Here is a 25,282-nt window from a genome sequence, read left to right as displayed (position 1 = left end):
GAATATTGTTATGCCGCCGCCACCTGCACCACGCCGTCGACCACCCGGCTGGCGAAGTGCGCCACTGAATGTGCCTCATCCTCCATACAGCGGCCGTCGTGCAGGCGGAAACGCTGTTTTTTCAGCGGACTGGCGACCCACAGCTCGCCCTGATGTTCGGCGATCAGGCCGCGCGACAGCACGCTGGCCTGGGCGAAGGGGTCGATATTGCTGATGGCGAACACCTGTTCATCGGCGTAGGGGCGGAAGACCGCCACCTGCTGTTCGCCAATCAGGGCGCAGACGCCGGTGCCGGGCAGGATATCGGCGACGGGACAGACGGTGATCCACGGGCTCATGCGTTGTTCTCCTCGGTTTCCAGTACGGTGACGGGGATGCGCTCGTCCGGACGGGCCGGGCGGTGCTGGTCACGTTCGGCGACCATCTGAACGTTCGGGTCGCGCAGGCTGCTGTTGATAAAGTGGGCGAAGCGCACCTGCAGCTCCGGATGCGCAACGGTTTCGCTCCATTCGCAGATCACCGCGTCGCGCAGGCGCAGAATTTCCGCTTCCAGCTGCGCGTTGATGCCCAGTTTGTCGTCGATAATCACCTGGCGCAGGTAGTCGATGCCGCCTTCCAGGCTTTCCAGCCACAGCGAGGTACGCTGCAGTTTGTCGGCGGTGCGGATGTAGAACATCATAAAGCGGTCCAGATAGCGCACCAGCGTATCGCGGTCGAGGTCGGCCGCCAGCAGGTCGGCGTGGCGCGGCTTCATGCCGCCGTTGCCGCAGACATACAGGTTCCAGCCGTTTTCGGTGGCGATAATGCCGACGTCCTTACCCTGCGCTTCGGCGCATTCGCGGGTACAGCCGGAGACGCCGAACTTCATTTTGTGCGGCGTGCGGATGCCTTTGTAGCGGTTTTCCAGCTCGACGCCGAAGCCGACGCTGTCGCCGACGCCGTAGCGGCACCAGGTGCTGCCGACGCAGGTTTTCGCCATGCGCAGCGCCTTGGCGTAGGCGTGACCGGTTTCGAAGCCGGCGGCGATCAGTTTCTCCCAGATGGCCGGCAGATCGTTTTTCTGCGCGCCGAACATGCCGATACGCTGCGAACCGGTGATCTTGGTGTAGAGGTTGTACTCGCCGGCGATCTCACCGATGGCCCGCAGGCCTTCCGGCGTAATCTCGCCACCGGCGGAGCGCGGGATCACCGAGTAGGTGCCGTCTTTCTGGATGTTGCCGAGGAAGTTGTCGTTGGTATCCTGCAGCGGGGTGTGTTGCGGTTTGAGGACGTACTCATTCCAGCAGGAGGCCAGCAGCGAACCGACGGTCGGCTTGCACACTTCGCAGCCGTAGCCTTTGCCGTATTTCGCCAGCAGCTCATCAAAGGATTTGATGCCTTCAACGCGGATCAGGTGGTACAGCTCCTGGCGCGAGTAGGCGAAGTGTTCGCACAGGTGGTGGTTAACCTCGATGCCCTGTTTGCTGAGCTCGGCGTTCAGCACCTGGGTAATCAGCGGAATACAGCCGCCGCAGCCGGTGCCGGCCTTGGTTTCCGCCTTGATGGCGGCGACGGTATGGCATCCCATGCTTACTGCTTTGATGATATCGCCTTTGCTGACGTCAAAGCAGGAGCAGATTTGTGCGCTTTCCGGCAGGGCGTCCACGCCGATGGCCGGTTTGCTGCCGGCGTGCGCCGGCAGGATCAGGCTGTCCGGGTTCTCCGGCAGTTCGATGCCGTTCAGCGCCAGCTGCAGCAGATTGCCGTAATCGCTGGTGTCGCCGACCAGTACTGCGCCCAGCAGGGTTTTATTATCGGCGCTGACCACCAGGCGTTTATACACCTCTTTGCTTTCGTCCAGATATACGTAGCTGCGGGCGCCTTCTGTGCGGGCGTGTGCATCGCCGATGCCGCCCACGTCCACCCCCAGCAGTTTCAGCTTGGCGCTCATATCCGCGCCGAGGAAGGTGTTGTCGCGCCCCAGCAGATGGTCGGCGGTTACCTGTGCCATTTTGTAGCCCGGCGCCACCAGGCCAAAGGTGCGCTCCTGCCAGGAGGCGCATTCGCCGATGGCGTAGACATCCGGGTCGGACGTCTGGCATTGATCGTTGATCACGATGCCGCCGCGGCGCGCGGTAGCCAGCCCGCACTGGTGCGCCAGCTTGTCCTGTGCGCGGATGCCGGTGGAGAAGACGATAAAGTCGACTTCCAGCTCGCTGCCGTCGGCAAACTGCATGGTTTTACGCGCCTGCTGACCGCCGTTGACGATCTCGCGGGTGTTTTTGCCGGTGTGCACCTGTACACCCATGCGTTCGATCTTGCGGCGCAGTTGATCGCCGCCCATCGGATCGAGCTGTTCGGCCATCAGCACCGGCGCGAATTCGATCACATGGGTTTCGATGCCCAGGCTTTTCAGCGCGCCGGCGGCTTCCAGCCCCAGCAGACCGCCGCCGACTACCGCGCCGCGCTTGCTGCGGCGGGCGCAGGCTTCAATCGCGTTGAGGTCTTCGATGGTGCGGTAAACGAAGCAATCCTGGCTTTCCGCGCCCTTGATGGGGGGGATCCACGGGTAGGAGCCGGTGGCCATGATCAGTTTGTCGTAAAACACCGTGCGGCCGGTGTTGGAGTGAATCACCTTCTCGCTGCGGTTGATGGTAATGGCGCGTTCGCCGACCAGCACCTTGACGCCGGATTTCTCGTAAAAACCTTCGCGTACCAGCGACAGCTCTTCGGCGGTATGGTGGGAAAAGTAGGAAGAAAGGTGTACGCGGTCGTAAGCGATACGCGGTTCTTCGCAAAAAACGGTGATGTCGAACTGGTCGGGGTCTGCCTTTTCCAGCAGATCTTCGATAAAGCGGTGGCCGACCATGCCGTTACCGATGACAGCGAGTTTGACTCTGCTCATGATTGCCTCAAAAATTCTGGTTTCCTGCGCTTACCTTATTCCTCCCGCCGTACGGCTTATTGATGTAAATCAAGTCTACTCCCATATACCTCTAAGGTGTTATATTCCTGATTTTTATCGTTATTTGATAAGTTGCGGTTTTCATTCAACTTTAGCTGAATCGAGCCAGTTTGATGGTTGTCGCACTATTTTTCGCCATTTACGCCATTTTGGCTGATGACTGTTTTTGTCAGCCTGCGCGCGTGCCAGTATGATGAAAAAATCAGCCGGTCAACGGGAGGGGAAGTGTGGCAAAGCAAAGGTTGAAGTTTATCGACAATCTGCGTCTCAGCGGGCATGAAGGACTGTGGCAGTTGAGCATCGAACAGGGGCGTATAGCCCATCTGATCCCGCAGCCGGCCGGCCAGGCGTGGCGTAGCGACGCGCTGGATGCCGAGGGCGGCCTGGCGCTGCCGGCGTTTGTCGAGCCGCATATTCATCTGGATACCACCCAGACCGCCGGTCAGCCGGCCTGGAACCAGTCGGGCACGCTGTTTGAGGGGATTGAACGCTGGGCGGAGCGTAAGGCGCTGCTGAGCCACGAGGATGTGAAGCAGCGCGCCTGGCAAACGCTGAAGTGGCAGATCGCCAATGGCATTCAGTACGTGCGTACCCATGTGGACGTGTCGGATCCGTCGCTGACCGCGCTGCGCGCCATGCTGGAGGTGAAGCAGGAGGCGGCGCCCTGGGTGACGCTGCAGATCGTTGCATTTCCGCAGGAGGGCATCCTCTCTTATCCCAATGGTGAAGCCCTGCTGGAGGAGGCGCTGCGCCTGGGGGCCGATGTGGTGGGTGCAATTCCGCACTTTGAATTTACCCGCGAGTACGGCGTAGAGTCGCTGCACAAGGCTTTCGCGCTGGCGCAAAAATATGACCGGCTGGTGGATGTGCACTGCGATGAGATTGATGACGAGCAGTCGCGCTTTGTCGAAACCGTCGCAGCGCTGGCGCTCAAGCTGGAGATGGGCGCGCGGGTGACCGCCAGCCATACTACGGCGATGCATTCCTACAACGGCGCTTATACCTCGCGGCTGTTCCGCCTGTTGAAACTGTCCGGCATCAACTTTGTCGCCAACCCGCTGGTGAATATTCATCTGCAAGGGCGCTTTGACGACTATCCGAAGCGGCGCGGCATCACGCGGGTGAAAGAGATGCTGGCGGCGGATCTCAACGTCTGTTTCGGCCACGACGACGTCTTCGACCCGTGGTATCCGCTCGGCACCGCCAATATGCTGCAGGTATTGCATATGGGTCTGCACGTCTGTCAGCTGATGGGCTACGGCCAGATTAACGACGGCCTGGAACTGATCACCACGCGCAGCGCCCGCACGCTGCAGCTGCAGGATTACGGGCTGGCGGCAGGCAACAGCGCCAACCTGGTGATTCTGCCGGCGGAAAGCGGCTTTGACGCGGTGCGGCGCCAGACGCCGGTGCGCTACTCCATTCGTCAGGGAGACGTGATCGCCGCCACCCGGCCGGCGGAAACGACGATTTACCTGGATGATGAGGAGCTGGTCGATTTTCGCCGCTAGGATGCAGGGATAAAAAAAGCACCGTCGCCGGTGGCGAACGGTGCTTTTTTTATGGGAGGCAGCGACGGTTAGTGGGTCACGTGGCCGTGGCTGCGGTGCTTGGTGACAAAGCCCAGCAGCAGACACATCACGAATACCGCCAGGTACAGGCCGTTGGCGGTGGTCAGCGCCGCGTGCGCGCCGCCTTTGGCGACAATCGGGCCGGTGACTACGAAGGTCAGCATGGTGCCGATGGTGCCGCAGGTCAGGATGAAGTTCACCAGCTTCGGCGAAGAGACCTTGGTCTGCAGCGAACCGAGGGTAATCAGCGTGGTGTAGATGGCGCTGGAAACAAAGCCCAGGGCCATAATGTAGTAGCCCAGCAGCTGCGGCTCGTCGCTGCTGACGAACATATACATCGCGCCGGTCGCCAGCGCCGCCAGCACGGTGACGATGCGCTGCAGGTCGAAGAAGCGCAGCACAAAGCTGAATACCCACATCCCCACCATGTAGGAGGTCCAGAAATCGCTGACCAGTTTACCGGCCTGGCTAATGTTCATCCCCAGAGATTTGGTGGCATACTCCGGCACCCACTGGATGAAGCCCAACTGGCCGAGGATGTAGCACAGCGCGGCGATCGACAGGAACAGCACGCCGATACCCCATTTTTCTTTGGCGACCGCTTCGCCGTCGGCATTGCCTTTATTGCCCAGTACCGGGAACTCGGAACACAGGGCCAGCACGAAAATCGCCAGATACAGTACGCCGATGCAGGCGTAAACCCAGTACCAACCGATATGGCGCGCCAGCAGCGTGGCGGCGACGATCGGGAAGATCATCCCGGCCATGCTGAAGAACGAATCGGTAAACAGCAGGCGTGAACCGCGCTGGCGACCGGAATACATATGGGTGATCAGGAAAGTGCCGATCGACATGGTAATGCCGCTTACTATCCCGAGGATAAACATGCAGATGGAGAACAGCGTCAGGGTTTTGCCGACCATCAGGCCAACCACCGCCAGCACCATCAGCAGAAAACCGAACACCAGTTGGCGTTTCAGCGGGATAATTTCCATCAGCCAGGCATTGAGGAAGATCGAAATCAGAATGCCGGCGTTCAGGAAGGTAAAGGTGTTGCTCATGCTGGAAACCGGCAGATTAAAGTACTCTGCAATGTTTCCCATCACCATCCCTGTGACGATCACTAAGGCACCGGTCAGCGCATAGGAAAAGAAGCTGATCCATGTAAGCCGGATGCGGTTGTTGTTATTCATTGAATAAGCCCGATTGGTCTGTTGGATTTGAGATGCCGGTGGCGGGATCTGACGTCGCTTGCCAAAAAAGAAAACGGTCCGCTGACCACCTGGGGGCGGATCCTAGCATAGCTATCGGGATATTTTATGATTGCTGACTAATTTTTGATGCAATCAATGAAAACTAATTAATCAATTAGTGATCCGTGTCTAGTTTGGCGATCGAATCGCGCCTGATGATCTGCGGCGCGAAGGTCACGGGCGGCGTTGCAGGATCGATCAGCAGGCGTGCGGCCTGCTGGGCCATCTCCACGATCGGGAAGTGCACGCTGGTCAGCGCCGGACGGACAAACGGCGCGCGTTCGCCGCTGTCGTAACAGACCAGCGAAATATCCTGCGGGACGCGCAGGCGGCGTTCGTTGATCGCCAGCAGAGCGCCGATCGCCATCTCTTCGTTACAACAATAGATGGCGCTGGGCAGCATAGGGCGCTGCAGCAGGCGTTCGGCACACTGATAGCCGCTTTCCAGGTCGTAAGCCCCTTCCAGGCAGCCCAACGGTTCCAGACGCGCTGCACGCATGGCGTCCTCAAAGCCCCGGATGCGCAGCCGGCTGGAGGCGCGCTGGCGCGGCCCGCTGATGCAGGCGATGCGGCGGTGGCCGGCGTCGATCAACTGTTGGGTTGCCAGGCGGCTGGCCTGCGGATGATCGAAGGTGACACAGCGATCCTCCAGCCCCGGCACCAGACGATCGAGCAGCACAAAGCGGCGCTGTTCCGCCGCCAGTTGACGCAGCCGATCGTCGCTCAAGTAGCGGACGTGCAGGATCACCCCGTCGCAGCGCAGGTTGAACAGCCGCTGGATCGCCGCCAGTTCATTGTCGGCGCTGTTACGCCCCTGGGTGACCAGCAGCTGTTTGCCGTGCGACTCCGCCTCGGTCTGCACAAAATCCATCAACGCGCCGAAAAAACCGCCGCGGTATGAGGTGGTCACCAGGCCCAGCGTGTTGCTTTGGCTGGAGGCCAGCGCGCGCGCCGCCGGATTGGGGGTATAGCCCAGCAGGGCGATGGCCCGCTCCACTTTCTCGCGGGTGGGCGCTTTGACATTGCTGTCGCCGTTCACCACGCGCGACACCGTGGCGCGCGATACGCCCGCTTCAGCGGCTACATCTTCCAGTGTCACCATCATGTCCTTCGACCTGCCTCATTGCCGTTTCGTGATTATCAGAGCGTAAACTGCGGTAAGTATGCGCTATTGGCCTGCAGTACGTCTTCCAGCAGCGGCCCGGCAATTTTCGCGCTGGCGACCAGCGGGTTGGTAACCAGCGCCAGCAGCGCGCTGCGGCGATCGCCGTGTACGGCGGCCTCGATGGTCAGGCGCTCATAGGCCTTCACCTGCTGGGTCAGCGCATGCATGGATTCCGGCAACCGGCCGAAAGCCAGCGGATGGGCGCCCTGCGCATCGACGATACAGTTGGTTTCTATCACAGCATCGTCGGCGAGGCCATGAATAGCGCCGCGGTTTGCGGTGTTTACCACTAATTGCGTGCCGAGATCGTTGTGAATTGCCCGGATCAGCTCCAGCGCCACCTGCGAATAGAACGAGCCGCCGCGGAAGCTGAGCTGCTGCGGTTTGCTGTCCAGATGCGGGTCGGCATACAGCTCGAACAGCTCTTTTTCCACCTGCATCACCTGTTCGGCGCGGGTGCCGCGTTCGGCGGCGGCGGCCATCTCTTCCGCCAGCATCTCCTGCGTCTGGTAGAAGTAACGGTGATAAGGGCAGGGGATGGCGCCGACGGCGCGCAGGAACGCCGGCGGCCACGGCTCTTCCTTGATATTGTTCATGGTCAGCATCGCGCCGTCGCACAGCCTGTCGATCACCTCGGCGGTGACGTCCCGGCCGCTGTGCAGCACCTGGTGCACCCAGACCATATGGTTGAGCCCGGCGAAGCGCAGCCGGACAGCGTCAAACGGCGCTTCCAGCATGTTGGCGATCATATGGTGCATGCTGATCGGCACATTGCACAGGCCGATAATTTTCGCCTTGGTGTAGCGGGAGATCGCTTCGGTCACGATGCCGGCCGGGTTGGTGAAGTTGATGATCCAGGCGTCCGGCGCCAGCCGTTCGACCTTGCGCGCGATATCCAGCATCACCGGAATGGTGCGCAGCGCCTTGGCAAAACCGCCGACGCCGGTGGTCTCCTGGCCAATCAGGCGATACTTCAGCCCCAGACGTTCGTCGGCGGCGCGGGCCGGCAGTTGCCCGACCCGCAGCTGCGTCAGGACAAACTGTGCGCCGCGGATGGCGTCGTCCAGTGCAAAATGCACGCTGACCGTGACCCGTTCCAGCCCGTGTCGCGCCAACATACGTTGGGTCAGCGCGGCGATAATCTCGACTTTCTCGCGGCCGGCCTCGACGTCGACCAATGCCAGTTCGCTGACCGGCAGCTCCTCAATGCGTTCAATCAGGCCTTCGACCAGTTCCGGCGTATAGCTGCTGCCGCCGCCGATAATGGCGATTTTCAGGGTATTCATCCGCGCGCCTCCGTTTGTGCTTGCCGGCGATAAAGTTCAATCATGTCGTCTGCCAGATCCTGAATCACCATCGCGTTCATCAGGTGGTCCTGGGCGTGGACAGTGATCAGGTTGATGGCCAGCTTGCCGCAGCCTTCGTCCAGGCCGATCAGCCGGGTTTGAATCTGGTGCGCCTGCGTCACGGCCTGCTTTGATTCGGCCATATGGGTGGCGGAGGCATCAAAGTCGCCCGCCCGCGCCTGCTGCAACGCCATCAGCGCGCTGCTGCGGGCGCTGCCGGCGAACACCAGCAGTTCCATAATGGTGCTTTCGAAATCCTGACTGACGTCAGTGGCTAATTCACTCACGGTTACGCTCCTGTCGCCGCAGATGCAGCGCGTTCGGCGTCGGCCTGCTGCATTTCCTGCGTGATTAATTGTTTTTCATACACTTTGAAGAACGGCAGCCAGATGGCGAAATCAAGCGCCATCAGCAGCAAGACCAGTACCGCGGCGCGAATATCCCAGGAAGCGGAGATCAGCGCGCCGAGCGGGGCCGGTGCGGTCCAGGGCGCCATGGCGACCATCTTTTCCACAAAATCCCAGTGCAGGGCGAAATAGGCCAGTACGGCATTGACCATCGGCACCAGCAGCAGCGGGATAAACAGCGTTGGGTTCATCACTACAGGCGAGCCGAACAACAGTGGTTCGTTGATGTTGAACACCGAGGGCACCACGCTCAGCCTGCCGATGGTGCGCAGATGGACCGAGCGGCTGCGCAGGTATAACAGCGCCAGCACCAGCGTGGAGCCGGAGCCGCCGATGCAGACATAGAACGACCAGAACGGCGCGGTCAGCGTCTGGGTCGTGGCCGCGCCCTGCGCCACCAGCGCGGCGTTGGCCGCCAGATTGGTCATAAAAATCGGGTTGAGCAGGCCGGTAACGATATTGTCGCCGTGAATACCGGCAAACCACAGCAGGTTGGCGATCAGCACCATCAGCAGAATGGCGGGCAGGGTATCGCCGACGCCGATCAGCGGCTGGAACAGGTGCATAATGGCGGCCGGCAGCAGCAGGTGAAACTCGCTCTGCAGCAGAATGCTGAGCGGATAGACCGTCAGTAAAATGCCGATGACCGGATACAGCAGCTCAAATGAGCGGGCGATAGCGGGCGGCACCTGCTCGGGCAGACGCAGCGTGATGTTGTACTTTTTCAGCAGGCGGATCAGCTCCACCGACCAGATGGCGCAGATCAGCGCGGTGAACACCCCCTGACCCCCGAGAAAATCGAGCGACATTTTGTTATCGGCCTGCGGCGCGGCCGCCAGCAGAAATGCCATCAGCGACAGCAGTCCGGCGGTCAGCGCGTCCAGACCATAGTGCTTGGCCAGGCTGTAGGCGGTGCCGATAGCCACGAACACGCTCATCAGCCCCATGGTCATAAAGAACGGCATGGTGATGGTGTTCCAGTGCGTTTTGGCGAAGCTCAGCCAGGCGCGGCCAAAGCCGGAGGTGGTGTCGGCATCGAACGGCGGATTGGCGACGATCAGCATGATACTGCCGACGATTAAAAACGGCATGGCGCAGATAAAGCCGTCGCGGATGGCAATAATGTGGCGTTGGCTGCCGATACGACCGGCCAGCGGCGCGATGTGGTTTTCCACGACGCGCATCAGAGAAGCGTACAGGCTCATGGGCATCTCCGCCGGTTCAGGCCATCAGGGCGAGGGCGTGATCCAGCACCTTATCGCCGCGCAGCGTGCCGTAATCCATCATGTCGATGACCGCGACGGGCTTGCCGAGCGGCGCGGCGATGCGGCTAAAGCGCGCCAGTTCATATTTCACCTGCGGCCCCAGCAGCACGACGTCGGCATCGGCCAGCGCGCTTTCAAATTCAGCGGCGGGTACGGCGACAATCTCCAGCGTCAGCGCCCGTTTTTCCGTTTCAGCCTGCATCCGTTTGACCAGCATGCTGGTGGACATGCCGGCGGCGCAGCACAGTACGATCTTTTTCATCATTGCTCTCCTGTGGTTTCCCGTATCTGGCGCGCCGCGTCGCTGCCGGCCGGTGGTTTTCCGGGGTGCAGCGTGGGATTGCCGTCGGTTTTTTTTTTTAACGCTCAAATGAGAGCGCTCTCATTTGCTAGCCTAACGGGAGCACAGAAACAAAACGGGAGGCAGGTCGCAAAAAATGCCAAATGGCCGATTGGTACAAATAATGCGTGATCGGCTTTGCAAAAATCTGCATGGCGATCATACTCTTGTCAGGAAAATTCGGGAGTTCGTCTGCAAAAAACGGGGGTTGCCCGGATGAGGCGGCGTTGTTTTGAGAACTTTCCCGCAATAGCGTAAATATAAGTAAATGGCTGGCGCTCACCAGAATGGCTCTTTAGAATCAAGGCGCTTTCCGTTGTTTGTCTCCCAGAGAAAGGACCCGCTCATGTTCAAACGTACCTTAACCACCCTTGTCGCCCTGTGTTCCCTGACGGCAATGGCGCCGGCCGCACTGGCCGCAGGCGAAACCCACGTCATGCTGACCACCTCCGCCGGGAATATCGAGCTGGCGCTGGATGGTCAAAAAGCGCCGGTATCAACGAAAAACTTTGTTGACTACGTGAACAGCGGTTTCTATGACAACACCGTGTTCCACCGCGTGATCCCCGGTTTTATGGTTCAGGGCGGCGGCTTCACGGCGGATATGCAGCAAAAGAGCACCAAAGCGCCGATCAAGAATGAGGCGGATAACGGCCTGCGCAACCTGCGGGGCACCATTTCCATGGCGCGTACTGCCGATAAGGACAGCGCCACCAGCCAGTTCTTCCTGAACGTAGCGGACAACGCCTTCCTGGACCACGGCCAGCGCGACTTTGGCTATGCGGTGTTCGGTAAAGTGGTGAAGGGCATGGAAGTGGTCGACAAGATTTCTCAGGTACCGACCGGCAACGTCGGTCCTTATCAAAATGTACCAAGCAAGCCGATTGTGATTCTGTCGGCGAAGGTGATGCCTTAATCGCCCCGGCCGGCCCCGCACGGGGCCAGTTTCTGTTTGTCGCCCTCTGAAGCCTCGCCTGCATCACTGTTTTCCTGCCCTGCTCATGGTGTAATCAACGCAGATAATCAGACCGGATAGCCGGCGTTTTGATGTTCCTCTCGTTCAGGGTGCGTTGTTGTGATGTACGAATTTGATCAGGTGCTGTTGCTGTTGCAGCAGATGTGCGTCTATCTGGTGATCGCCTATCTGTTGAGTAAAACCCCGCTGTTTATTCCGCTGATGCAGGTCACCATCCGCTTGCCGCACAAGCTACTGTGTTACGTGATTTTTTCGGTATTCTGCATTATGGGCACCTATTTCGGCCTGCATATTCAGGACTCGATCGCCAACACGCGCGCTATCGGCGCGGTGCTGGGCGGCCTGCTGGGCGGGCCATCGGTCGGGTTTCTGGTCGGGCTGACCGGGGGGATGCATCGCTATACCCTCGGCGGCATGACCGACGTGGCCTGCGCGGTGTCCACCGTGGCAGAAGGCCTGGTCGGCGGGCTGGTGCACAGCCTGGCGCTGCGGCGCGGCCGTCTCGACCTGCTGTTTAATCCGCTGTTTGTCGCCGGCGTCACTCTGGTTGCCGAAATCCTGCAGATGGGCATTATTCTCGCCATCGCCCGTCCGTTTGACGAGGCGCTGCGTCTGGTGGGCTATATCGTGTTGCCGATGCTGGTTGCCAACACCGTGGGCGCGGCGATGTTTATGCAGATCCTGCGCGACCGGCGGGCGATGTTTGAAAAGTACACCAGCGCGTTTTCCTCCAAAGCCCTGAAGCTGGCCGAGCGCACCGAAGGCATTTTGCGTCAGGGGTTCGACCGGGAAAACAGCATGAAGGCGGCGCGGGTGATTTATCAGGAGCTGGGTATCGGCGCGGTGGCGATCACCGATCGCGACAAACTGCTGGCGTTTATCGGCATCGGCGACGATCATCATCTGCCGGGCACGCCGATCTCGTCGGCCCATACCCGCTGCGCCATCGATAATAACGAAGTGGTGTATGCCGACGGCAATGAACTCTCCTACAGCTGTTCGATCAGCGGCAACTGCAAGCTGGGGTCGACGCTGGTCATTCCGCTGCGTGGCGAAAATCAGCGGGTGATCGGCACCATCAAGCTGTATGAGCCGAAAAGCAAGCTGTTCAGCACCATCAACCGCACCCTGGGCGAAGGCATCGCCAGCCTGCTGTCGGCGCAGATTATGGCCGGCCAGTATGAACGGCACAAACAACTGCTGGCACAGTCGGAAATCAAGCTGCTGCATGCGCAGGTAAACCCGCATTTCCTGTTTAACGCGCTAAATACGCTGGTGGCGGTGATTCGCCGCGACGGTGAGCGCGCCTGCGAACTGGTGCAGTATCTGTCGACCTTCTTCCGTAAGAATCTCAAGCGTTCGGATGACGAAGTCAGCCTGGCGGACGAGATCGAACACGTTAACGCCTATCTGCAAATTGAACAGGCGCGCTTTGCCGATCGGCTGGAGATCGTGGTGTCGTTGCCGGACAGCCTGCTGGCGGTGCGTCTGCCGGCGTTTTCCCTGCAGCCGATTGTGGAAAACGCCATCAAGCACGGCACCTCGCAGCTGCTGGGTACCGGGCGCATCACCATTGACGCCCGTAGCGAGGGCGGGCGCCTGTTGCTGCAGGTCACGGACAATGCCGGCCTGTATCAGGAAAAAACGCCGGGCGACGGGCTGGGCATGAGCCTGGTGGACCGGCGTATCCGCGTGCGCTACGGCGAAGAGTATGGCGTGCGGGTCAGCTGTGAACCGGAGGCGTTCACCCGCATTACACTGCATGTTCCACTGGAGGGCGCCGCCTGATGCTGAATATATTAATTGTTGATGATGAGCCGTCGGCACGCGACAACCTGCGTCATCTGCTGGCCGCCGAGCCGGAGGTGTGCATTATCGGCGAATGTGCAAATGCGATTGAGGCCATCAGCCAGATCCATCGGCTGCAGCCGGACGTGGTGTTTTTGGATATCCAGATGCCGCGCATCAGCGGCCTGGAGATGGTCGGCATGCTCGATCCCAACCGGATGCCGCATATTGTATTCCTCACCGCGTACGATGAGTATGCGCTGCAGGCGTTTGAGGAGCACGCCTTTGACTACCTGCTGAAGCCAGCGGAGCCGCAGCGGCTGCAGAAGACCCTGCAGCGTCTGCAGCAGCGTCATACGGCGCAGGATGTTGCCGCGCTGCCGGAAAGCGCCGGCTATTTGAAATATATCCCCTGCGCCGGCCACAGCCGGATTTATCTGCTGCGTTTTGACGAGGTGATCGCCATCCGCTCGCGCGCCAGCGGCGTGTATGTGGTGCGTAACGACGGCATGGAGTGCTTTACCGAACTGACGCTGCGTACGCTGGAGAGCCGCACGCCGCTGGTGCGCTGCCACCGCCAGTATCTGGTGAATCTGGAGCAGGTGCGGGAAATTCGTTTTGAAGAAGGCGGTGCTGCGGAGATGATTATGCCGGTCGGCGATGCGGTGCCGGTCAGCCGCCGCTACCTGAAATCGCTGAAAGAACAGCTGGGGCTGCGCGGCTAAGCGCTTGACGGGCTTCCGTCGCGCTTATAGCTTTATGGCATCACAGGCGCATCTGCGCCGCGTTAGCGTCATCAAAGGAACAGCAAATGAGTGAAGCACGGATTATCGCCAAGGCGATGAAAGACGGTAAACCCGTTCAGGATCTGGCGATTCTGCCCGCCCTGGCCAACCGCCACGGCCTGATTACCGGTGCGACCGGTACCGGTAAGACCGTGACGTTGCAAAAAATGGCCGAACAGTTCTCACGCATCGGCGTGCCGGTGTTTTTATCGGACGTGAAGGGCGACCTGTCGGGGATTGGCACCGAGGCGGTGCCGAATGAAAAACTGCAGGCACGGCTGACGGCGATTGGCGTGACCGACTGGCAGCCGCAGGCCAGCACCATTATCCCGTGGGATATTTACGGCGAGAAGGGGCATCCGATCCGCGCCACGGTGTCCGATCTCGGCCCGCTGCTGCTGGCGCGCCTGCTGGATCTGAACGAGGTGCAAAGCGGCGTGCTGCAGCTGGTGTTTAAAATTGCTGACGACAATGCGCTGCTGCTGCTGGATATGAAAGATCTGCGCGCGATGGTGCAGTACGTCGGCGACAACGCCAAACAGTTCAAAACCCAGTACGGCAATATCTCCAGTGCGTCGGTCGGCGCCATCCAGCGCGGCCTGCTGACGCTGGAGGAGCAGGGCGCCAACCTGTTTTTCGGCGAGCCGATGCTCGACATCAACGATCTGATGAAGACCGATGCCAACGGCCATGGCATGATCAATCTGCTGGCGGCCGATAAGCTGATTAACCAGCCGAAACTCTATTCGGTATTTCTGCTGTGGCTGCTGGCGGAGCTGTTTGAGCAACTGCCGGAAGTAGGCGACCCGGAACAGCCGAAACTGGTGTTCTTCTTTGACGAGGCGCACCTGTTGTTCAACGATGCGCCGCCGGCGCTGCTGACCAAAATTGAGCAGGTGGTGCGCCTGATCCGTTCCAAAGGCGTCGGCGTCTATTTTGTGACGCAAAACCCGCTGGATATTCCGGACAGCGTGCTTGGCCAGCTGGGCAACCGCGTTCAGCATGCGCTGCGCGCCTTTACGCCGCGCGACCAGAAGGCGGTGAAGGCCGCGGCGCAGACCATGCGCGCCAACCCGGATTTTGATGCGGAAACGGTGATTGGCGAGCTGGGCGTCGGGGAGGCGCTGGTGTCGTTCCTCGATGAGAAAGGACGGCCCAACGTGGTGGAGCGCGCGATGGTGATCGCGCCGGAGTCCAAAATGGGCATGCTGGGGGCGGAAGGGCTGAACAGCGCCATCAACAAATCGCCGCTGTACGGCCGCTATGAAGAGATGGTGGACCGCGAATCGGCCTATGAGAAGCTGTCGTCCGAAGGCTTCGCCACCGTGGGCGAGGATGCGCAAGCGGTGGATAAAGCCACGCCGCAGGCCGGCCAGCAACAAAGCGGCGGCGGCCTGATGGGCAGCCTGAATGAGCTGCTGTTCGGTTCCACCGGCCCGCGCGGCGGCAAGCGCGACGGCATTGTACAAACCGCCGCCAAGAGCATGGCACGTGATTTGAGCAAGCAGATCCTGCGCGGCGTGCTGGGTTCGATTATGGGCGGCCGTAAAAAGTAATCTTTTCTTCGCGTAATGCATCGGCAACCGCCTTCACCCCGGCGGCTTACTGCGGTAAGCTCCCGGGCTGAGGCGGTTGCCGTCTTGTTGTACCAGGAAATTACTCCCCAAATCATAGGCCGTTGAACCGCCATGCTGCTGCTGATCGATAACTACGACTCTTTTACCTACAACCTTTATCAATACTTTTGCGAGCTTGGCGCCGAGGTGCTGGTAAAGCGCAATGATGAACTGCAACTGGCCGATATTGACAGGCTGGCGCCGCAGCATCTGGTGATCTCCCCCGGCCCCTGCACGCCGAACGAGGCCGGTATTTCGCTGGCGGCCATTACGCATTTTGCCGGTAAGCTGCCGATTCTCGGCGTCTGTCTGGGGCATCAGGCATTGGGGCAGGCATTCGGCGCCGATGTGGTGCGCGCGCGCGAAGTGATGCACGGCAAAACCTCGGCAATTCGCCATACGGACCGCGGCGTTTTTCGCGGGCTGAATAATCCGCTGACGGTAACGCGCTACCATTCGCTGGTGCTGGACGCAGCAACGCTGCCGGACTGTTTTGAGGTTACCGCCTGGAGCGAGCGTGACGGCGTACGCGATGAGATTATGGGGATTCGCCACCGCACGCTGGCGCTGGAAGGGGTGCAGTTCCATCCGGAGAGCATCCTTAGCGAACAGGGGCACGTGCTGCTGAGTAATTTCCTTAAAAGTTAATCGGTTATAAATTTTTCGTCATGATTGGCGATTTTGGTTTGCCCCCAATTGGTTTTTTATGCATATTTTGTGATTATATTGTCACTTTGCTGGCGCTATTAAAAAACCAATCTCTTGAGGTGGAACCCAATAATGACGGAAAAATACGCGGTGAACCGCAGCACGTTCGATAAGGTGATTTTGCCGGTTTATGCACCGGCGCAGTTTGTACCGGTCAAAGGATTGGGTAGCCGTGTGTGGGACAGCGAAGGGAAGGAGTATATCGACTTCTCCGGCGGCATCGCCGTGACCGCGTTGGGCCACTGCCACCCGGTGTTGGTGGCGGCGCTGCAGCAGCAGAGTGAAACCCTGTGGCATACCAGCAATGTGTTCGCCAATGAGCCGGCGCTGCGTCTGGCCAGCAAACTGATTGACGCCACCTTTGCCGATCGGGTCTTTTTCGCCAACTCCGGCGCGGAGGCCAACGAAGCGGCCTTCAAACTGGCACGCCACTATGCCATTACCCGTCACAGCCCGTACAAAACCAAAATTATCGCCTTCTATAACGCCTTCCACGGGCGGACGCTGTTTACCGTCTCGGTCGGCGGGCAGGCAAAGTATTCTGACGGCTTCGGGCCAAAACCGGCCGATATCGTGCATGTGCCGTACAACGATCTGGCGGCGGTCAAGGCGGTGATGGATGACAGCACTTGCGCGGTAGTGATGGAGCCGATTCAGGGCGAAGGCGGCATTACGCCGGTGGACGCCGAGTTCCTACAGGGCGTGCGCGCGCTGTGCGATAAGCACCAGGCGCTGCTGGTGTTTGATGAGGTGCAGAGCGGCATGGGGCGTACCGGCAAGCTGTTCGCCTATATGCATTACGGCGTGACGCCGGATATTCTGACCACCGCTAAAGCGCTGGGCGGCGGCTTCCCGGTCAGCGCGATGCTGACCAGCGAGGAGATTGCCTCTGCCATGCAGGTCGGCACGCACGGCACCACCTACGGCGGCAACCCGCTGGCCTGCGCGGTGGCCGAGGCGGCGCTGGACGTGATCAACACGCCGCAGGTACTGGACGGTATCGCGCAGCGTCATGCGCTCTACGTGGCGAAATTGCAGCAACTGGCCGACAAGTACGGTATTTTCAGCGATATTCGCGGTATGGGGCTGTTGATCGGCGCTGAGCTGAGTGCGGCTTACCAGAATAAGGCGCGGGATTTCCTGGCCGCCGCCGCCGCGCATGGCGTGATGATTCTGAACGCCGGGCCTAACGTTATCCGCTTTGCGCCGTCATTGGTGGTAGAGCTGCAGGATATTGAAGAGGGGATGGCGCGTTTTGAACGTGCGGTGCAGGATGTGGTGAATGCGGTATAAGCGGGCTATTGCTCAGTAGGCGTTGTATTACCTGTTGTGGGAACTACGTATGGCCCCGGTCGATGACCGGGGCTGATAACCGGAAGGGGATATGCGTGAAGTTGCCCATCATTCGGTTGATGTTATGACTTGCAGCTTGCTGTTTTTATCTTGCCCGAGACGGAAAGATGCTCTGATTATGCGCGCATCGACGACTTTTCCCTGAGCATTCCGCCGCTCTGTGTTCACGAAGACGCCATAATTGTGCCCGGCCTGAAAGCGATATCCAAACAGGGGGGTACATGCGGTTGATGAGAGGAATATCGGGGGCGTGAAGTGTTTGCGCAGGTTTTTTTCGGGCTCCACGGTGCGAATTTCTAACGCTGACATGGATTCGCCATCTGCCACCGGAGCGAGTAAACAAATGTTGTTATTCACAACCTTTATTTCCGCCATCGGTGAAATTTTAGGCCCCGGATCGCCGAGCGTACATCCCGTCAGCAGCATGGCTGGAGCGAGCAAAAATCGATATTTCATATTATCCCCTTCCGGCAAGCGCACGAGAAACCATCTTTTGATATACAAGGAAAATATTTCTGCTGTTGTCCTTACCACGATAGTTCACGATACGGCCCGGTACAGCCTGACGCTGGTATAGCCTTACGCCAAAGCCAATAGTCCGCAATGATGCAGGCCTGTTGTTCCATTGCATAATCTTTGAGTTTCTTATTGGCGTGCAGAGTGTATGTGTAGTCGCTGGCCCAGCTAAATAACCCTCTTGTTCTGACCCACATCCCCCGTTGATGCTGCCAGACATGAACCATTTCATGGATATAGAGATGTTTTGATTCTGTTGGCACGGCGATTTCTGAGAAGTCTTCTTCATAAAGATTTTTTCTAAAATACAGTTCACCGTTAGGGGCCATACCGTAATTTTGCGCCTGTAAACCGAAGGGGAGGTAGCTATCGCAATGAACCCATACCCTGTTATAAGCGATAGCTCCGCCGAACATTTCATGAGCGAGGGTAATCTCCCCTTGGGTCAGCAGACGGAGCGTACCTTCTCGTTTCTCTCTGACTTCCTGAAGTCCTTTCATAGGATGCGTCCTTTTTATCCAACCAAGGGATAAATAAGCACTTTTTTTCTTTGCGGTCAATTATTGTTCGACCGAGGGGGCGGTAACGGGAAGCTGGGATGGTTATTGGAGTGATAAGAACGGTGGCATGTAGGGAATAGGGCATAGAAAACGGCGCGAATGCGCCGTTTTCTGGTTAATTAACGCGTGCCATAAACAACAATGGTTTTGCCGTGCGCGGAGATCAGGTTTTGATCTTCCAGCATTTTCAGGATACGGCCGACCGTTTCGCGTGAACAACCGACGATTTGACCAATTTCCTGACGCGTGATTTTAATTTGCATACCGTCAGGGTGGGTCATGGCGTCCGGCTGTTTCGCCAGGTTCAGCAGGGTTTGCGCAATGCGGCCGGTAACGTCAAGGAAGGCGAGGTTCCCCACTTTCTCTGAGGTGACCTGCAGGCGGCTGGCCATTTGCGCGGAAAGGCGCATCAGAATATCCGGGTTGACCTGGATCAGCTGACGGAATTTCTTATAGGAAATTTCAGCTACTTCACAGGCGGTTTTCGCTCTCACCCAGGCGCTGCGCTCCTGGCCTTCTTCAAATAATCCAAGCTCGCCGATGAAATCCCCCTGGTTGAGATAGGACAGGATCATCTCTTTGCCTTCTTCATCTTTAATCAGCACCGCAACGGAGCCTTTCACGATGTAGTAGAGCGTTTCAGCCTTTTCACCTTGGTGAATCAGCGTACTTTTGGATGGATATTTGTGGATATGGCAATGAGACAGGAACCATTCGAGAGTCGGGTCTGTTTGCGGTTTGCCGAGAACCATTCGCTATTATCCTCTGTTGTAATCGCTGCCTTTGTAACATAGGGATCGGAGCTCCCTGTTAAACGCGTTGATAACCGGTAATGCATGCGGGCTATAAACAGGTTTTGAGGCGTGCCGTAAAATACGCTATTGCCCTAGCATATTAACTTGCCGTCAGTGCTGCAAGCTACATTCTGTTAACATCTCATTTAAGATGCTTTCCTTGGGCAGATCCCTGAAAGTCGGTGTCCAAAAAGAATTATTGCGGTTTGTTTGTAGCATAGAGTGAGGCGAGTGTCTTCTGTTGTCTCGCTTCAGCATGACCGGCATCAGGTTCCGTTGCCAGTTTCAGCGCGAAAGCGTAGTCTGATTTTAAGAAATTAACCGGAGTGAGCAGTATGCAGGCAAGAGTGAAATGGGTGGAAGGATTGACCTTCCTCGGTGAGTCCGCGTCAGGCCATCAGGTGTTAATGGACGGTAGCGCCGGAGAAAAGGCGCCGAGTCCGATGGAGATGGTGCTGATGTCGGTGGGCGGTTGCAGCGCGATCGATGTGGTGTCGATTCTGCAAAAGGGCCGCAATGACGTGCGCGACTGTGAGGTGAAACTCAGCTCGCAGCGGCGGGATGAGCCGCCGCGCACTTTTACCGCGATCAATCTGCACTTTATCGTCAGCGGTAAAGGGTTGAGTGACAAGGTGGTGGAGCGTGCGGTCAACCTGTCCGCTGAAAAGTACTGCTCGGTATCGCTGATGTTGAGCCAGGCGGCAACGGTGACCCACAGTTTCGAAATCCGCGCGGTGGAATAAGTTTACCAGGCGTAGCGCTGACACTGGCCGTGCAGCAAATCCAGCAAACGCCGCGCCGTTACGGTTAGCGGCGATCTCTGCGAATAGAGCACCTGCGGCAGGGTATCAATCGGCTGCCTGACCCGCTGTTCCTGCACGGGCTGTTTTCTGTTTATCGGCAGCGGCAACGACAAGATCGGCGCGACCTATGGGGTGCATAACCCGCGCTTTAAACTGGATGAGGAAGTATTGCAGATCGGTGTGAAGCTGCATGTCGGCTTTATCCGGCGCTTGCTGATGGCATAGGCGCCGTTATTCGATCTTTTTCCCTTCCAGCAGGCGCTGCACCAGCGGCGCCATAATCAGCTCCATCGCCAGCCCCATTTTGCCGCCTGGTACCACCAACGTATTGATATGCGAGATAAATGAACCCTGCAGCATCGCCAGCAGATAAGGGAAGTCGATCTGATCCAACCCACGGAAATGAATGACTACAAAACTTTCATCCAGCGAAGGAATAGCTTTGGCGGCGAACGGGTTGGAGGTGTCGACCGTCGGTACCCGTTGGAAGTTGATATGGGTGCGGGAAAACTGCGGCGTGATGTAGTTGATATAGTCTTCCATCGAGCGCACCACCGAATCCATCACCGCTTCGCGCGAATGGCCGCGCTCGCCGGTATCGCGGATTAATTTTTGGATCCACTCCAGGTTAACGATGGGCACCACCCCGACCAGCAGATCGACATGACGCGCCACGTCATGCTGATCGGTCACTACGCCGCCGTGCAGGCCTTCATAGAACAGCACGTCGGTCGGCGACGGCAGCGGTTCCCACGGGGTGAAGGTGCCGGGCACCTGATTGTAGGGCACCGCTTCGTCATAGGTATGCAGGTATTTGCGCGAGCGGCCGCTGCCGTTTTTACCGTATTCGGTAAAGCTTTGTTCCAACAGGCCGAAGTCGTTGGCCTCCGGACCGAAGTAGCTGATATGGCGGCCGAGATCGCGCGCTTTGCGGATAGCGGCGTCCATTTCCGGCCGGGTGTAGCGGTGGAAGCTGTCGCCTTCCAGCTGCGCGGCGCGGATATCCAACTGCTGGAATATTTTGCGGAACGCCACGCTGGTGGTGGTGGTGCCGGCGCCGCTGGAGCCGGTCACCGCGATAACGGGATGTTTGGCGGACATACTTGGGTTACTCCGTAGTAAAAAGCGCGCGTATCAGAGAATAATTTTTAGTGTGGTTGATACGTTTTTGCCAGCGGCAAGCTGCGCGAGTTGGTTTGCAAGATGTCCATTGTTACCTGATTTTTGCCGTCAGTCATAGGGCGCAGACGCGATTACCTCTCCTGATAACCGGCACGCAGCTGCCCGCGCGGCATGATATTGACGGTCTCGTGCAGCTCAGACCACACCAGCACCACCTCGCCGCTTTGCAGCTGGCGGCGCACGTCGGCCACTTTCTGCTCCAGCGAACGTTCATGTTCGCCGTAGTCGGTGCCTTCGCGCAGTACGAAGGCTTCAATCAGGTTATTCAGCGTGTCGCCATCCAGTTCTTTCCAGGGAATAATCACGTTATTTATCCAGATAAGGGGTAAGCCAGGCGGGAATCCGCTGTTCCAGCCACATTTGCGGTTTGTGCAGCGTGCCGCCGACAAAGCCGACGTGGCCGCCGCGCTCGGTCAGTTGATACTCGATGTTGGGCGGCAGAGCGCTCAGATCGGGGATCACCGCGTCGGTCATAAACGGATCGTCTTTGGCGTGGATGATCAGCAGCGGCGTTTGAATCTCGGGCAGCAGCGGCAGCGCGCTGCAGCGCCGATAGTAGTCGGTGGCGTCGCGGAAGCCGTGAATGCGTGCGGTAATGGCGTCGTCAAAGTCGCGCATGCGGCGCAGCCCTTTGAGCTGCGGCAGCTTCAGCGGCAGTGACGCCGGGTCGCGCAGCAGCTTGCGGGTGGCGTTCTGCTTGAGCTGGCCGAGCAGGTAATGCTGATAAACGCGCGAGAACCCCTGTTCCATGCGTAACGAGCAAGGCTCCAGCATCAGCGGCGCGCTGACCACCACGGCGGCGTCCAGCAGGCTCTCCCGCCGCTGCTGCGCCAGATAGCAGGCCAGCATATTGCCGCCGAGGGAAATGCCGACCGCAGCGGTAGGCGCTGCGCCATGGGTATCCCGCAGCCAGCGCAGGAAAAAGCGCGCGTCTTCCGTTTCGCCGGAGTGATAAATGCGCTGTTTGCGGTTGGGCACGCCGCTGCAGCCGCGAAAGTGCATCACCACGCCCAGCCAGCCTTTTTCCCGCCAGGCGTGCAGCAGGCCGTGGGCGTAGGGGCTGTAGAAGCTGCCTTCCAGGCCGTGGAACAGCACCACCCGGGGCTTATCGCCTGCGCTAGCGGGGTCTTCGCTCCAGGCCAGATCGACGAAATCGCCGTCGGGCAATTCCAGCCGCTGCCAGTGCGGCTGCAGCAGTACGCGGCGGCGCACCAGCCGCGGCAATAAGGTTTGCAGATGCGGGTTGCCGGCACCGCTCAGGGGACGAAAGGTTTCATGCATAAGGTGAATAAAAATCTTGTTGGCGACTATTGTGTGATCAATAGCGCACTGTTAGCTTCAATGTCATCTGTTAACCATCATACTGCAAAAATCGCGCATGGGTGAGGAGCGCCCGTTTCATGGAATTAAGTTTGTTTCTTTCGCTGCTGGGTTTCCTGTGGGTGGCCGCGATCACCCCTGGCCCGAATAACATGCTGCTCACCACCTCCGGCGCCAATTTTGGCTTTATGCGCTCGCTGTGGCTGATGATTGGCATCATGCTCGGCATGCAGAGCATTTTGCTGCTGGTGGCGTTCGGCGTCGGCAGCCTGATCCTGGTCTACCCTTCATTACACCTTATCCTGAAAATACTCGGCACCGTCTACCTGCTGTGGCTGGCGTGGAAAGTGGCGACCGCCGCTTATGAAAAGCTGGAGACCGATATCGCGCCGCCCAAGCCGGTGCGGCTGTACCAGGGCTGGCTGCTGCAGTTTCTCAACCCTAAAGCCTGGCTGATGGCGCTGGGCGCGGTGGCCAGCTTCAGCCTGGAAGGAGAGCGCTATAACGCGTCGATTCTGGCCATTGCGGTGGGTATTTTTGTGGTGAATATCATTGCCGGCGTCATCTGGCTCGGATTCGGCACCGTTATCGGTCGCCTGCTGCGCAGTAAGAAAGCCTGGGTGATCTTCAACGTTTCCATGGGGTTACTGACGGCGGCCTGTGCGCTGCTGATCTGGCATTAAGGAATAAGCGATGAGCGAAAACTATTTTCACGTTGACGCCTTTACCGGCGCCGGGCTGCGCGGTAACCCGGCGGGGGTGTATCTGTTGAAACAGCCATTGGAGACGGCGCAGCTGCAGGCGATCGCCAATGAGCTGAATCTGCCGGAGACCAGCTTTGTCTGGGACGACGGCGATGTGCTGAGCATCCGCTGGTTTACGCCGCAGCGCGAGGTGGACTTGTGCGGTCACGGCACGTTGGCGGCGGCGCACGTGATGTTTAACGTGGTGAATCCGGGGCTGAACGATGTGCGTTTCCGCTCCGCCAGCGGTGAACTGTACGTCAGACGCGACAGTGAAGACGGCGAACGACTGATTCTGGATTTTCCCAGCCGGGCGCCGCAGCGCATTGCGCCGGTGGAAGCGGTGGCGCAGTTGCTGGGCGTTACGCCACAGGAGAGCTGGCAGGCTACGGCGCTGCTGATGGTGCTGGAGAATGAGGCGCAGGTGAGGGCGTTGCAGCCGGATATCCCGGCGCTGATTGCCGCCGCCGGCCGGGCGGTGATCGTCACCGCGCCGGGTGAGGAGGTGGATTTTGTTTCCCGTTACTTCACGCTGGATGGCGGAGAAGACCCGGTGACCGGCTCCGCCCACTGTACGCTGATGCCGTATTGGGTCGCGCGTCTGGGCCGTCATACGCTGCAGGCCCGGCAGATTTCCGCCCGCGGCGGTGAGCTGTTTTGCCGGCAGCAGGGTGAACGCACCCTGCTCGGCGGCTACGCCCGGATTTTTTTACGCGGGGAAATTACCGGTTGATTATGCACCTTATATCGCCATAAGTAATAAAGAAGTTTTTTTTATTCTTTCATTGCTCGCCAGTGCTCGGATAAAACTGTTGGTAACTGAACAGATGGTTATCAACGGAGCAGATCATGGCGGGCAAACTCTTTTCTCTACGCGGCGCGGCGTTGCTGGCGTTGTCGCTGACGGCGGCCAGCGCACAGGCGGTCGACGTGACCGTCGCCTACCAAACCTCAGCGGAGCCCGCCAAAATAGCGCAGGCGGAAAACAGTTTTGCCAAACAGTCCGGCGCCAAGGTCGACTGGCGTAAGTTTGACAGCGGTTCCGGCGTGCTGCGCGCGCTGGCCTCCGGCGATGTGCAAATCGGTAATATCGGCTCCAGCCCGCTGGCGGTGGCCGCCAGCCAAAAACTGCCGATTGAGGTGTTTCTGATCGCCTCGCAGCTGGGCAGCTCGGAAGCGCTGGTGGTGAAGAACACCATCACGTCGCCTAAAGATCTGATCGGCAAACGCATTGCGGTGCCGTTTATCTCAACCACCCATTACAGCCTGCTGGCCTCGCTGAAGCACTGGGGCATCAAGCCCGAACAGGTAAAAATCCTCAATCTGCAGCCGCCGGCCATTGCCGCCGCCTGGCAGCGCGGTGATATCGACGGCGCATACGTCTGGGCGCCGGTGGTGAACGAGCTGGCGAAAGAAGGCAAGGTGCTGGCCGATTCGGCGCAGGTGGGCGAGTGGGGCGCGCCGACGCTGGACGTCTGGGTGGTGCGTAAGGATTTCGCCCAGCAGCATCCGGAGGTGGTGACCGCGTTTGCCGCCAGTTCGCTGGCGGCGCAAAAGGCCTACCTGAACGATCCTGCCGCCTGGCTGGGAGATAACAATCACCTCGCTACGCTGGCGCGGCTGAGCGGGGTGCCGGAAGCGCAGGTGCCGGCATTGGTGCAGGGCAACCGCTATCTGCCGGCGGCGGAGCAGGTGAGCCAACTGGGCCAGCCGGTCAGCAAGGCGATTCACGATACCGCGGAGTTCCTGAAACAGCAGGGCAAAATTCCGCAGGTTGATGCGGATTACAGCGCCTATGTCACCGACCGTTTCGTCAAGCAGCTGCAGGCTGCGCCACAGCCGTAAGG

26 protein-coding genes are annotated in these 25,282 nt (G+C 59.0%); 11 read left to right on the top strand and 15 right to left on the bottom strand.

Features of this window, described 5'->3' with window-relative positions; genetic code table 11:
• Positions 1-8: 8 nt before the first annotated feature.
• Both nirD and nirB read right to left on the bottom strand, forming a co-directional pair.
• Positions 9-338, bottom strand: coding sequence for a nitrite reductase small subunit NirD (nirD, locus tag CLM71_RS22290; RefSeq protein ID WP_105232920.1), 330 nt, complete (start codon positions 336-338; stop codon positions 9-11).
• Positions 335-2,884, bottom strand: a complete 2,550-nt coding sequence (gene nirB, locus CLM71_RS22285) for a nitrite reductase large subunit NirB (protein WP_105232919.1) — start codon at positions 2,882-2,884, stop codon at positions 335-337. The genes nirD and nirB overlap by 4 nt, the downstream gene beginning before the upstream one ends.
• Before the next feature lie 302 nt (positions 2,885-3,186).
• Between nirB and CLM71_RS22280 the strand changes: the two genes are divergently transcribed.
• Positions 3,187-4,455, top strand: a complete 1,269-nt coding sequence (locus CLM71_RS22280) for a cytosine deaminase (RefSeq protein WP_370447011.1) — start codon at positions 3,187-3,189, stop codon at positions 4,453-4,455.
• A 68-nt stretch (positions 4,456-4,523) separates the two neighbouring features.
• Here CLM71_RS22280 and tsgA read toward each other — a convergent pair whose 3' ends face one another.
• From tsgA to CLM71_RS22250, 6 genes are all read right to left on the bottom strand, one after another.
• The gene (tsgA, locus tag CLM71_RS22275) at positions 4,524-5,708 is read right to left on the bottom strand and encodes an MFS transporter TsgA (RefSeq protein WP_105232917.1); all 1,185 of its coding nucleotides are present in this window, start codon (positions 5,706-5,708) and stop codon (positions 4,524-4,526) included.
• Positions 5,709-5,883: 175 nt separating this feature from the next.
• The gene (locus tag CLM71_RS22270; RefSeq protein ID WP_105233542.1) at positions 5,884-6,870 is read right to left on the bottom strand and encodes a LacI family DNA-binding transcriptional regulator; all 987 of its coding nucleotides are present in this window, start codon (positions 6,868-6,870) and stop codon (positions 5,884-5,886) included.
• Positions 6,871-6,908: 38 nt separating this feature from the next.
• Positions 6,909-8,219: a 6-phospho-beta-glucosidase gene (locus CLM71_RS22265; protein ID WP_105232916.1), complete on the bottom strand. Its 1,311-nt coding sequence runs from the start codon at positions 8,217-8,219 to the stop codon at positions 6,909-6,911.
• On the bottom strand, positions 8,216-8,518 hold the full coding sequence (locus CLM71_RS22260; RefSeq protein ID WP_105233540.1) for a PTS lactose/cellobiose transporter subunit IIA: 303 nt from the start codon (positions 8,516-8,518) through the stop codon (positions 8,216-8,218). The genes CLM71_RS22265 and CLM71_RS22260 overlap by 4 nt, the downstream gene beginning before the upstream one ends.
• A gap of 50 nt (positions 8,519-8,568) precedes the next feature.
• Positions 8,569-9,891 (bottom strand): PTS sugar transporter subunit IIC, encoded by a 1,323-nt coding sequence (locus CLM71_RS22255; RefSeq protein WP_105232915.1) that lies wholly within the window; start codon positions 9,889-9,891, stop codon positions 8,569-8,571.
• A 16-nt stretch (positions 9,892-9,907) separates the two neighbouring features.
• Positions 9,908-10,213 carry a PTS sugar transporter subunit IIB gene (locus CLM71_RS22250; protein ID WP_105232914.1) on the bottom strand — a complete coding sequence of 102 codons (306 nt, stop codon included), beginning with the start codon at positions 10,211-10,213 and terminating at the stop codon, positions 9,908-9,910.
• Between the two features lie 424 nt (positions 10,214-10,637).
• On the opposite strand from CLM71_RS22250, the gene ppiA reads away from it, so the two are divergent.
• The 6 genes from ppiA to CLM71_RS22220 all read left to right on the top strand — a co-directional run bounded on the left by ppiA (position 10,638) and on the right by CLM71_RS22220 (position 17,457).
• The gene (ppiA, locus tag CLM71_RS22245) at positions 10,638-11,207 is read left to right on the top strand and encodes a peptidylprolyl isomerase A (RefSeq protein ID WP_105232913.1); all 570 of its coding nucleotides are present in this window, start codon (positions 10,638-10,640) and stop codon (positions 11,205-11,207) included.
• 162 nt (positions 11,208-11,369) lie between these two features.
• On the top strand, positions 11,370-13,055 hold the full coding sequence (locus tag CLM71_RS22240; protein ID WP_105232912.1) for a sensor histidine kinase: 1,686 nt from the start codon (positions 11,370-11,372) through the stop codon (positions 13,053-13,055).
• Positions 13,055-13,780 carry a two-component system response regulator BtsR gene (btsR, locus tag CLM71_RS22235; RefSeq protein WP_105232911.1) on the top strand — a complete coding sequence of 242 codons (726 nt, stop codon included), beginning with the start codon at positions 13,055-13,057 and terminating at the stop codon, positions 13,778-13,780. The genes CLM71_RS22240 and btsR overlap by 1 nt, the downstream gene beginning before the upstream one ends.
• An 86-nt stretch (positions 13,781-13,866) precedes the next feature.
• Entirely contained in the window at positions 13,867-15,396 is a 1,530-nt protein-coding gene (locus tag CLM71_RS22230) for a helicase HerA-like domain-containing protein (protein ID WP_105232910.1), read from the top strand.
• Positions 15,397-15,528: 132 nt separating this feature from the next.
• Entirely contained in the window at positions 15,529-16,104 is a 576-nt protein-coding gene (locus CLM71_RS22225) for an aminodeoxychorismate synthase component II (protein ID WP_105232909.1), read from the top strand.
• Positions 16,105-16,236: 132 nt separating this feature from the next.
• Positions 16,237-17,457, top strand: coding sequence for an aspartate aminotransferase family protein (locus tag CLM71_RS22220; protein ID WP_105232908.1), 1,221 nt, complete (start codon positions 16,237-16,239; stop codon positions 17,455-17,457).
• A gap of 108 nt (positions 17,458-17,565) precedes the next feature.
• On the opposite strand, the gene CLM71_RS22215 is transcribed toward CLM71_RS22220, so the two are convergent.
• From CLM71_RS22215 to crp, 3 genes are all read right to left on the bottom strand, one after another.
• Positions 17,566-17,973: a putative T6SS immunity periplasmic lipoprotein gene (locus tag CLM71_RS22215; protein WP_105232907.1), complete on the bottom strand. Its 408-nt coding sequence runs from the start codon at positions 17,971-17,973 to the stop codon at positions 17,566-17,568.
• Positions 17,974-18,044: 71 nt separating this feature from the next.
• Positions 18,045-18,533, bottom strand: a complete 489-nt coding sequence (locus CLM71_RS22210; protein WP_234008601.1) for a type IV secretion protein Rhs — start codon at positions 18,531-18,533, stop codon at positions 18,045-18,047.
• Positions 18,534-18,712: 179 nt separating this feature from the next.
• Positions 18,713-19,345: a cAMP-activated global transcriptional regulator CRP gene (crp, locus tag CLM71_RS22205; protein WP_004090925.1), complete on the bottom strand. Its 633-nt coding sequence runs from the start codon at positions 19,343-19,345 to the stop codon at positions 18,713-18,715.
• A 377-nt stretch (positions 19,346-19,722) separates the two neighbouring features.
• Here crp and CLM71_RS22200 point away from each other — a divergent pair, with 377 nt between their 5' ends.
• Positions 19,723-20,130 (top strand): OsmC family protein, encoded by a 408-nt coding sequence (locus CLM71_RS22200; protein ID WP_105232906.1) that lies wholly within the window; start codon positions 19,723-19,725, stop codon positions 20,128-20,130.
• 2 nt (positions 20,131-20,132) lie between these two features.
• Here CLM71_RS22200 and CLM71_RS24390 read toward each other — a convergent pair whose 3' ends face one another.
• The 4 genes from CLM71_RS24390 to CLM71_RS22180 all read right to left on the bottom strand — a co-directional run bounded on the left by CLM71_RS24390 (position 20,133) and on the right by CLM71_RS22180 (position 22,653).
• Positions 20,133-20,267 carry a hypothetical protein gene (locus CLM71_RS24390; RefSeq protein WP_255414261.1) on the bottom strand — a complete coding sequence of 45 codons (135 nt, stop codon included), beginning with the start codon at positions 20,265-20,267 and terminating at the stop codon, positions 20,133-20,135.
• A gap of 154 nt (positions 20,268-20,421) precedes the next feature.
• Positions 20,422-21,291 carry a phosphoribulokinase gene (locus CLM71_RS22190; RefSeq protein ID WP_105232905.1) on the bottom strand — a complete coding sequence of 290 codons (870 nt, stop codon included), beginning with the start codon at positions 21,289-21,291 and terminating at the stop codon, positions 20,422-20,424.
• Positions 21,292-21,443: 152 nt separating this feature from the next.
• On the bottom strand, positions 21,444-21,677 hold the full coding sequence (locus CLM71_RS22185; protein ID WP_105232904.1) for a YheU family protein: 234 nt from the start codon (positions 21,675-21,677) through the stop codon (positions 21,444-21,446).
• Position 21,678: 1 nt separating this feature from the next.
• On the bottom strand, positions 21,679-22,653 hold the full coding sequence (locus CLM71_RS22180) for a hydrolase (protein WP_105232903.1): 975 nt from the start codon (positions 22,651-22,653) through the stop codon (positions 21,679-21,681).
• A gap of 119 nt (positions 22,654-22,772) precedes the next feature.
• On the opposite strand from CLM71_RS22180, the gene CLM71_RS22175 reads away from it, so the two are divergent.
• The 3 genes from CLM71_RS22175 to tauA all read left to right on the top strand — a co-directional run bounded on the left by CLM71_RS22175 (position 22,773) and on the right by tauA (position 25,280).
• The gene (locus CLM71_RS22175; RefSeq protein WP_105232902.1) at positions 22,773-23,375 is read left to right on the top strand and encodes a LysE family translocator; all 603 of its coding nucleotides are present in this window, start codon (positions 22,773-22,775) and stop codon (positions 23,373-23,375) included.
• Between the two features lie 10 nt (positions 23,376-23,385).
• On the top strand, positions 23,386-24,168 hold the full coding sequence (locus CLM71_RS22170; protein ID WP_105232901.1) for a PhzF family phenazine biosynthesis protein: 783 nt from the start codon (positions 23,386-23,388) through the stop codon (positions 24,166-24,168).
• 116 nt (positions 24,169-24,284) lie between these two features.
• A complete protein-coding gene (gene tauA / locus CLM71_RS22165; protein ID WP_105232900.1) occupies positions 24,285-25,280 on the top strand; it encodes a taurine ABC transporter substrate-binding protein in 996 nt (331 codons plus the stop codon).
• Positions 25,281-25,282 lie beyond the last annotated feature (2 nt).

The organism is Serratia sp. MYb239, assembly GCF_002966855.1.
In the GTDB taxonomy this organism is placed as follows: Bacteria; Pseudomonadota; Gammaproteobacteria; order Enterobacterales; family Enterobacteriaceae; genus Serratia_B; species Serratia_B rhizosphaerae.
The sequence above is the reverse complement of the archived record's forward strand: the minus strand, read 5'-3'. Positions and strand labels throughout refer to the sequence as shown.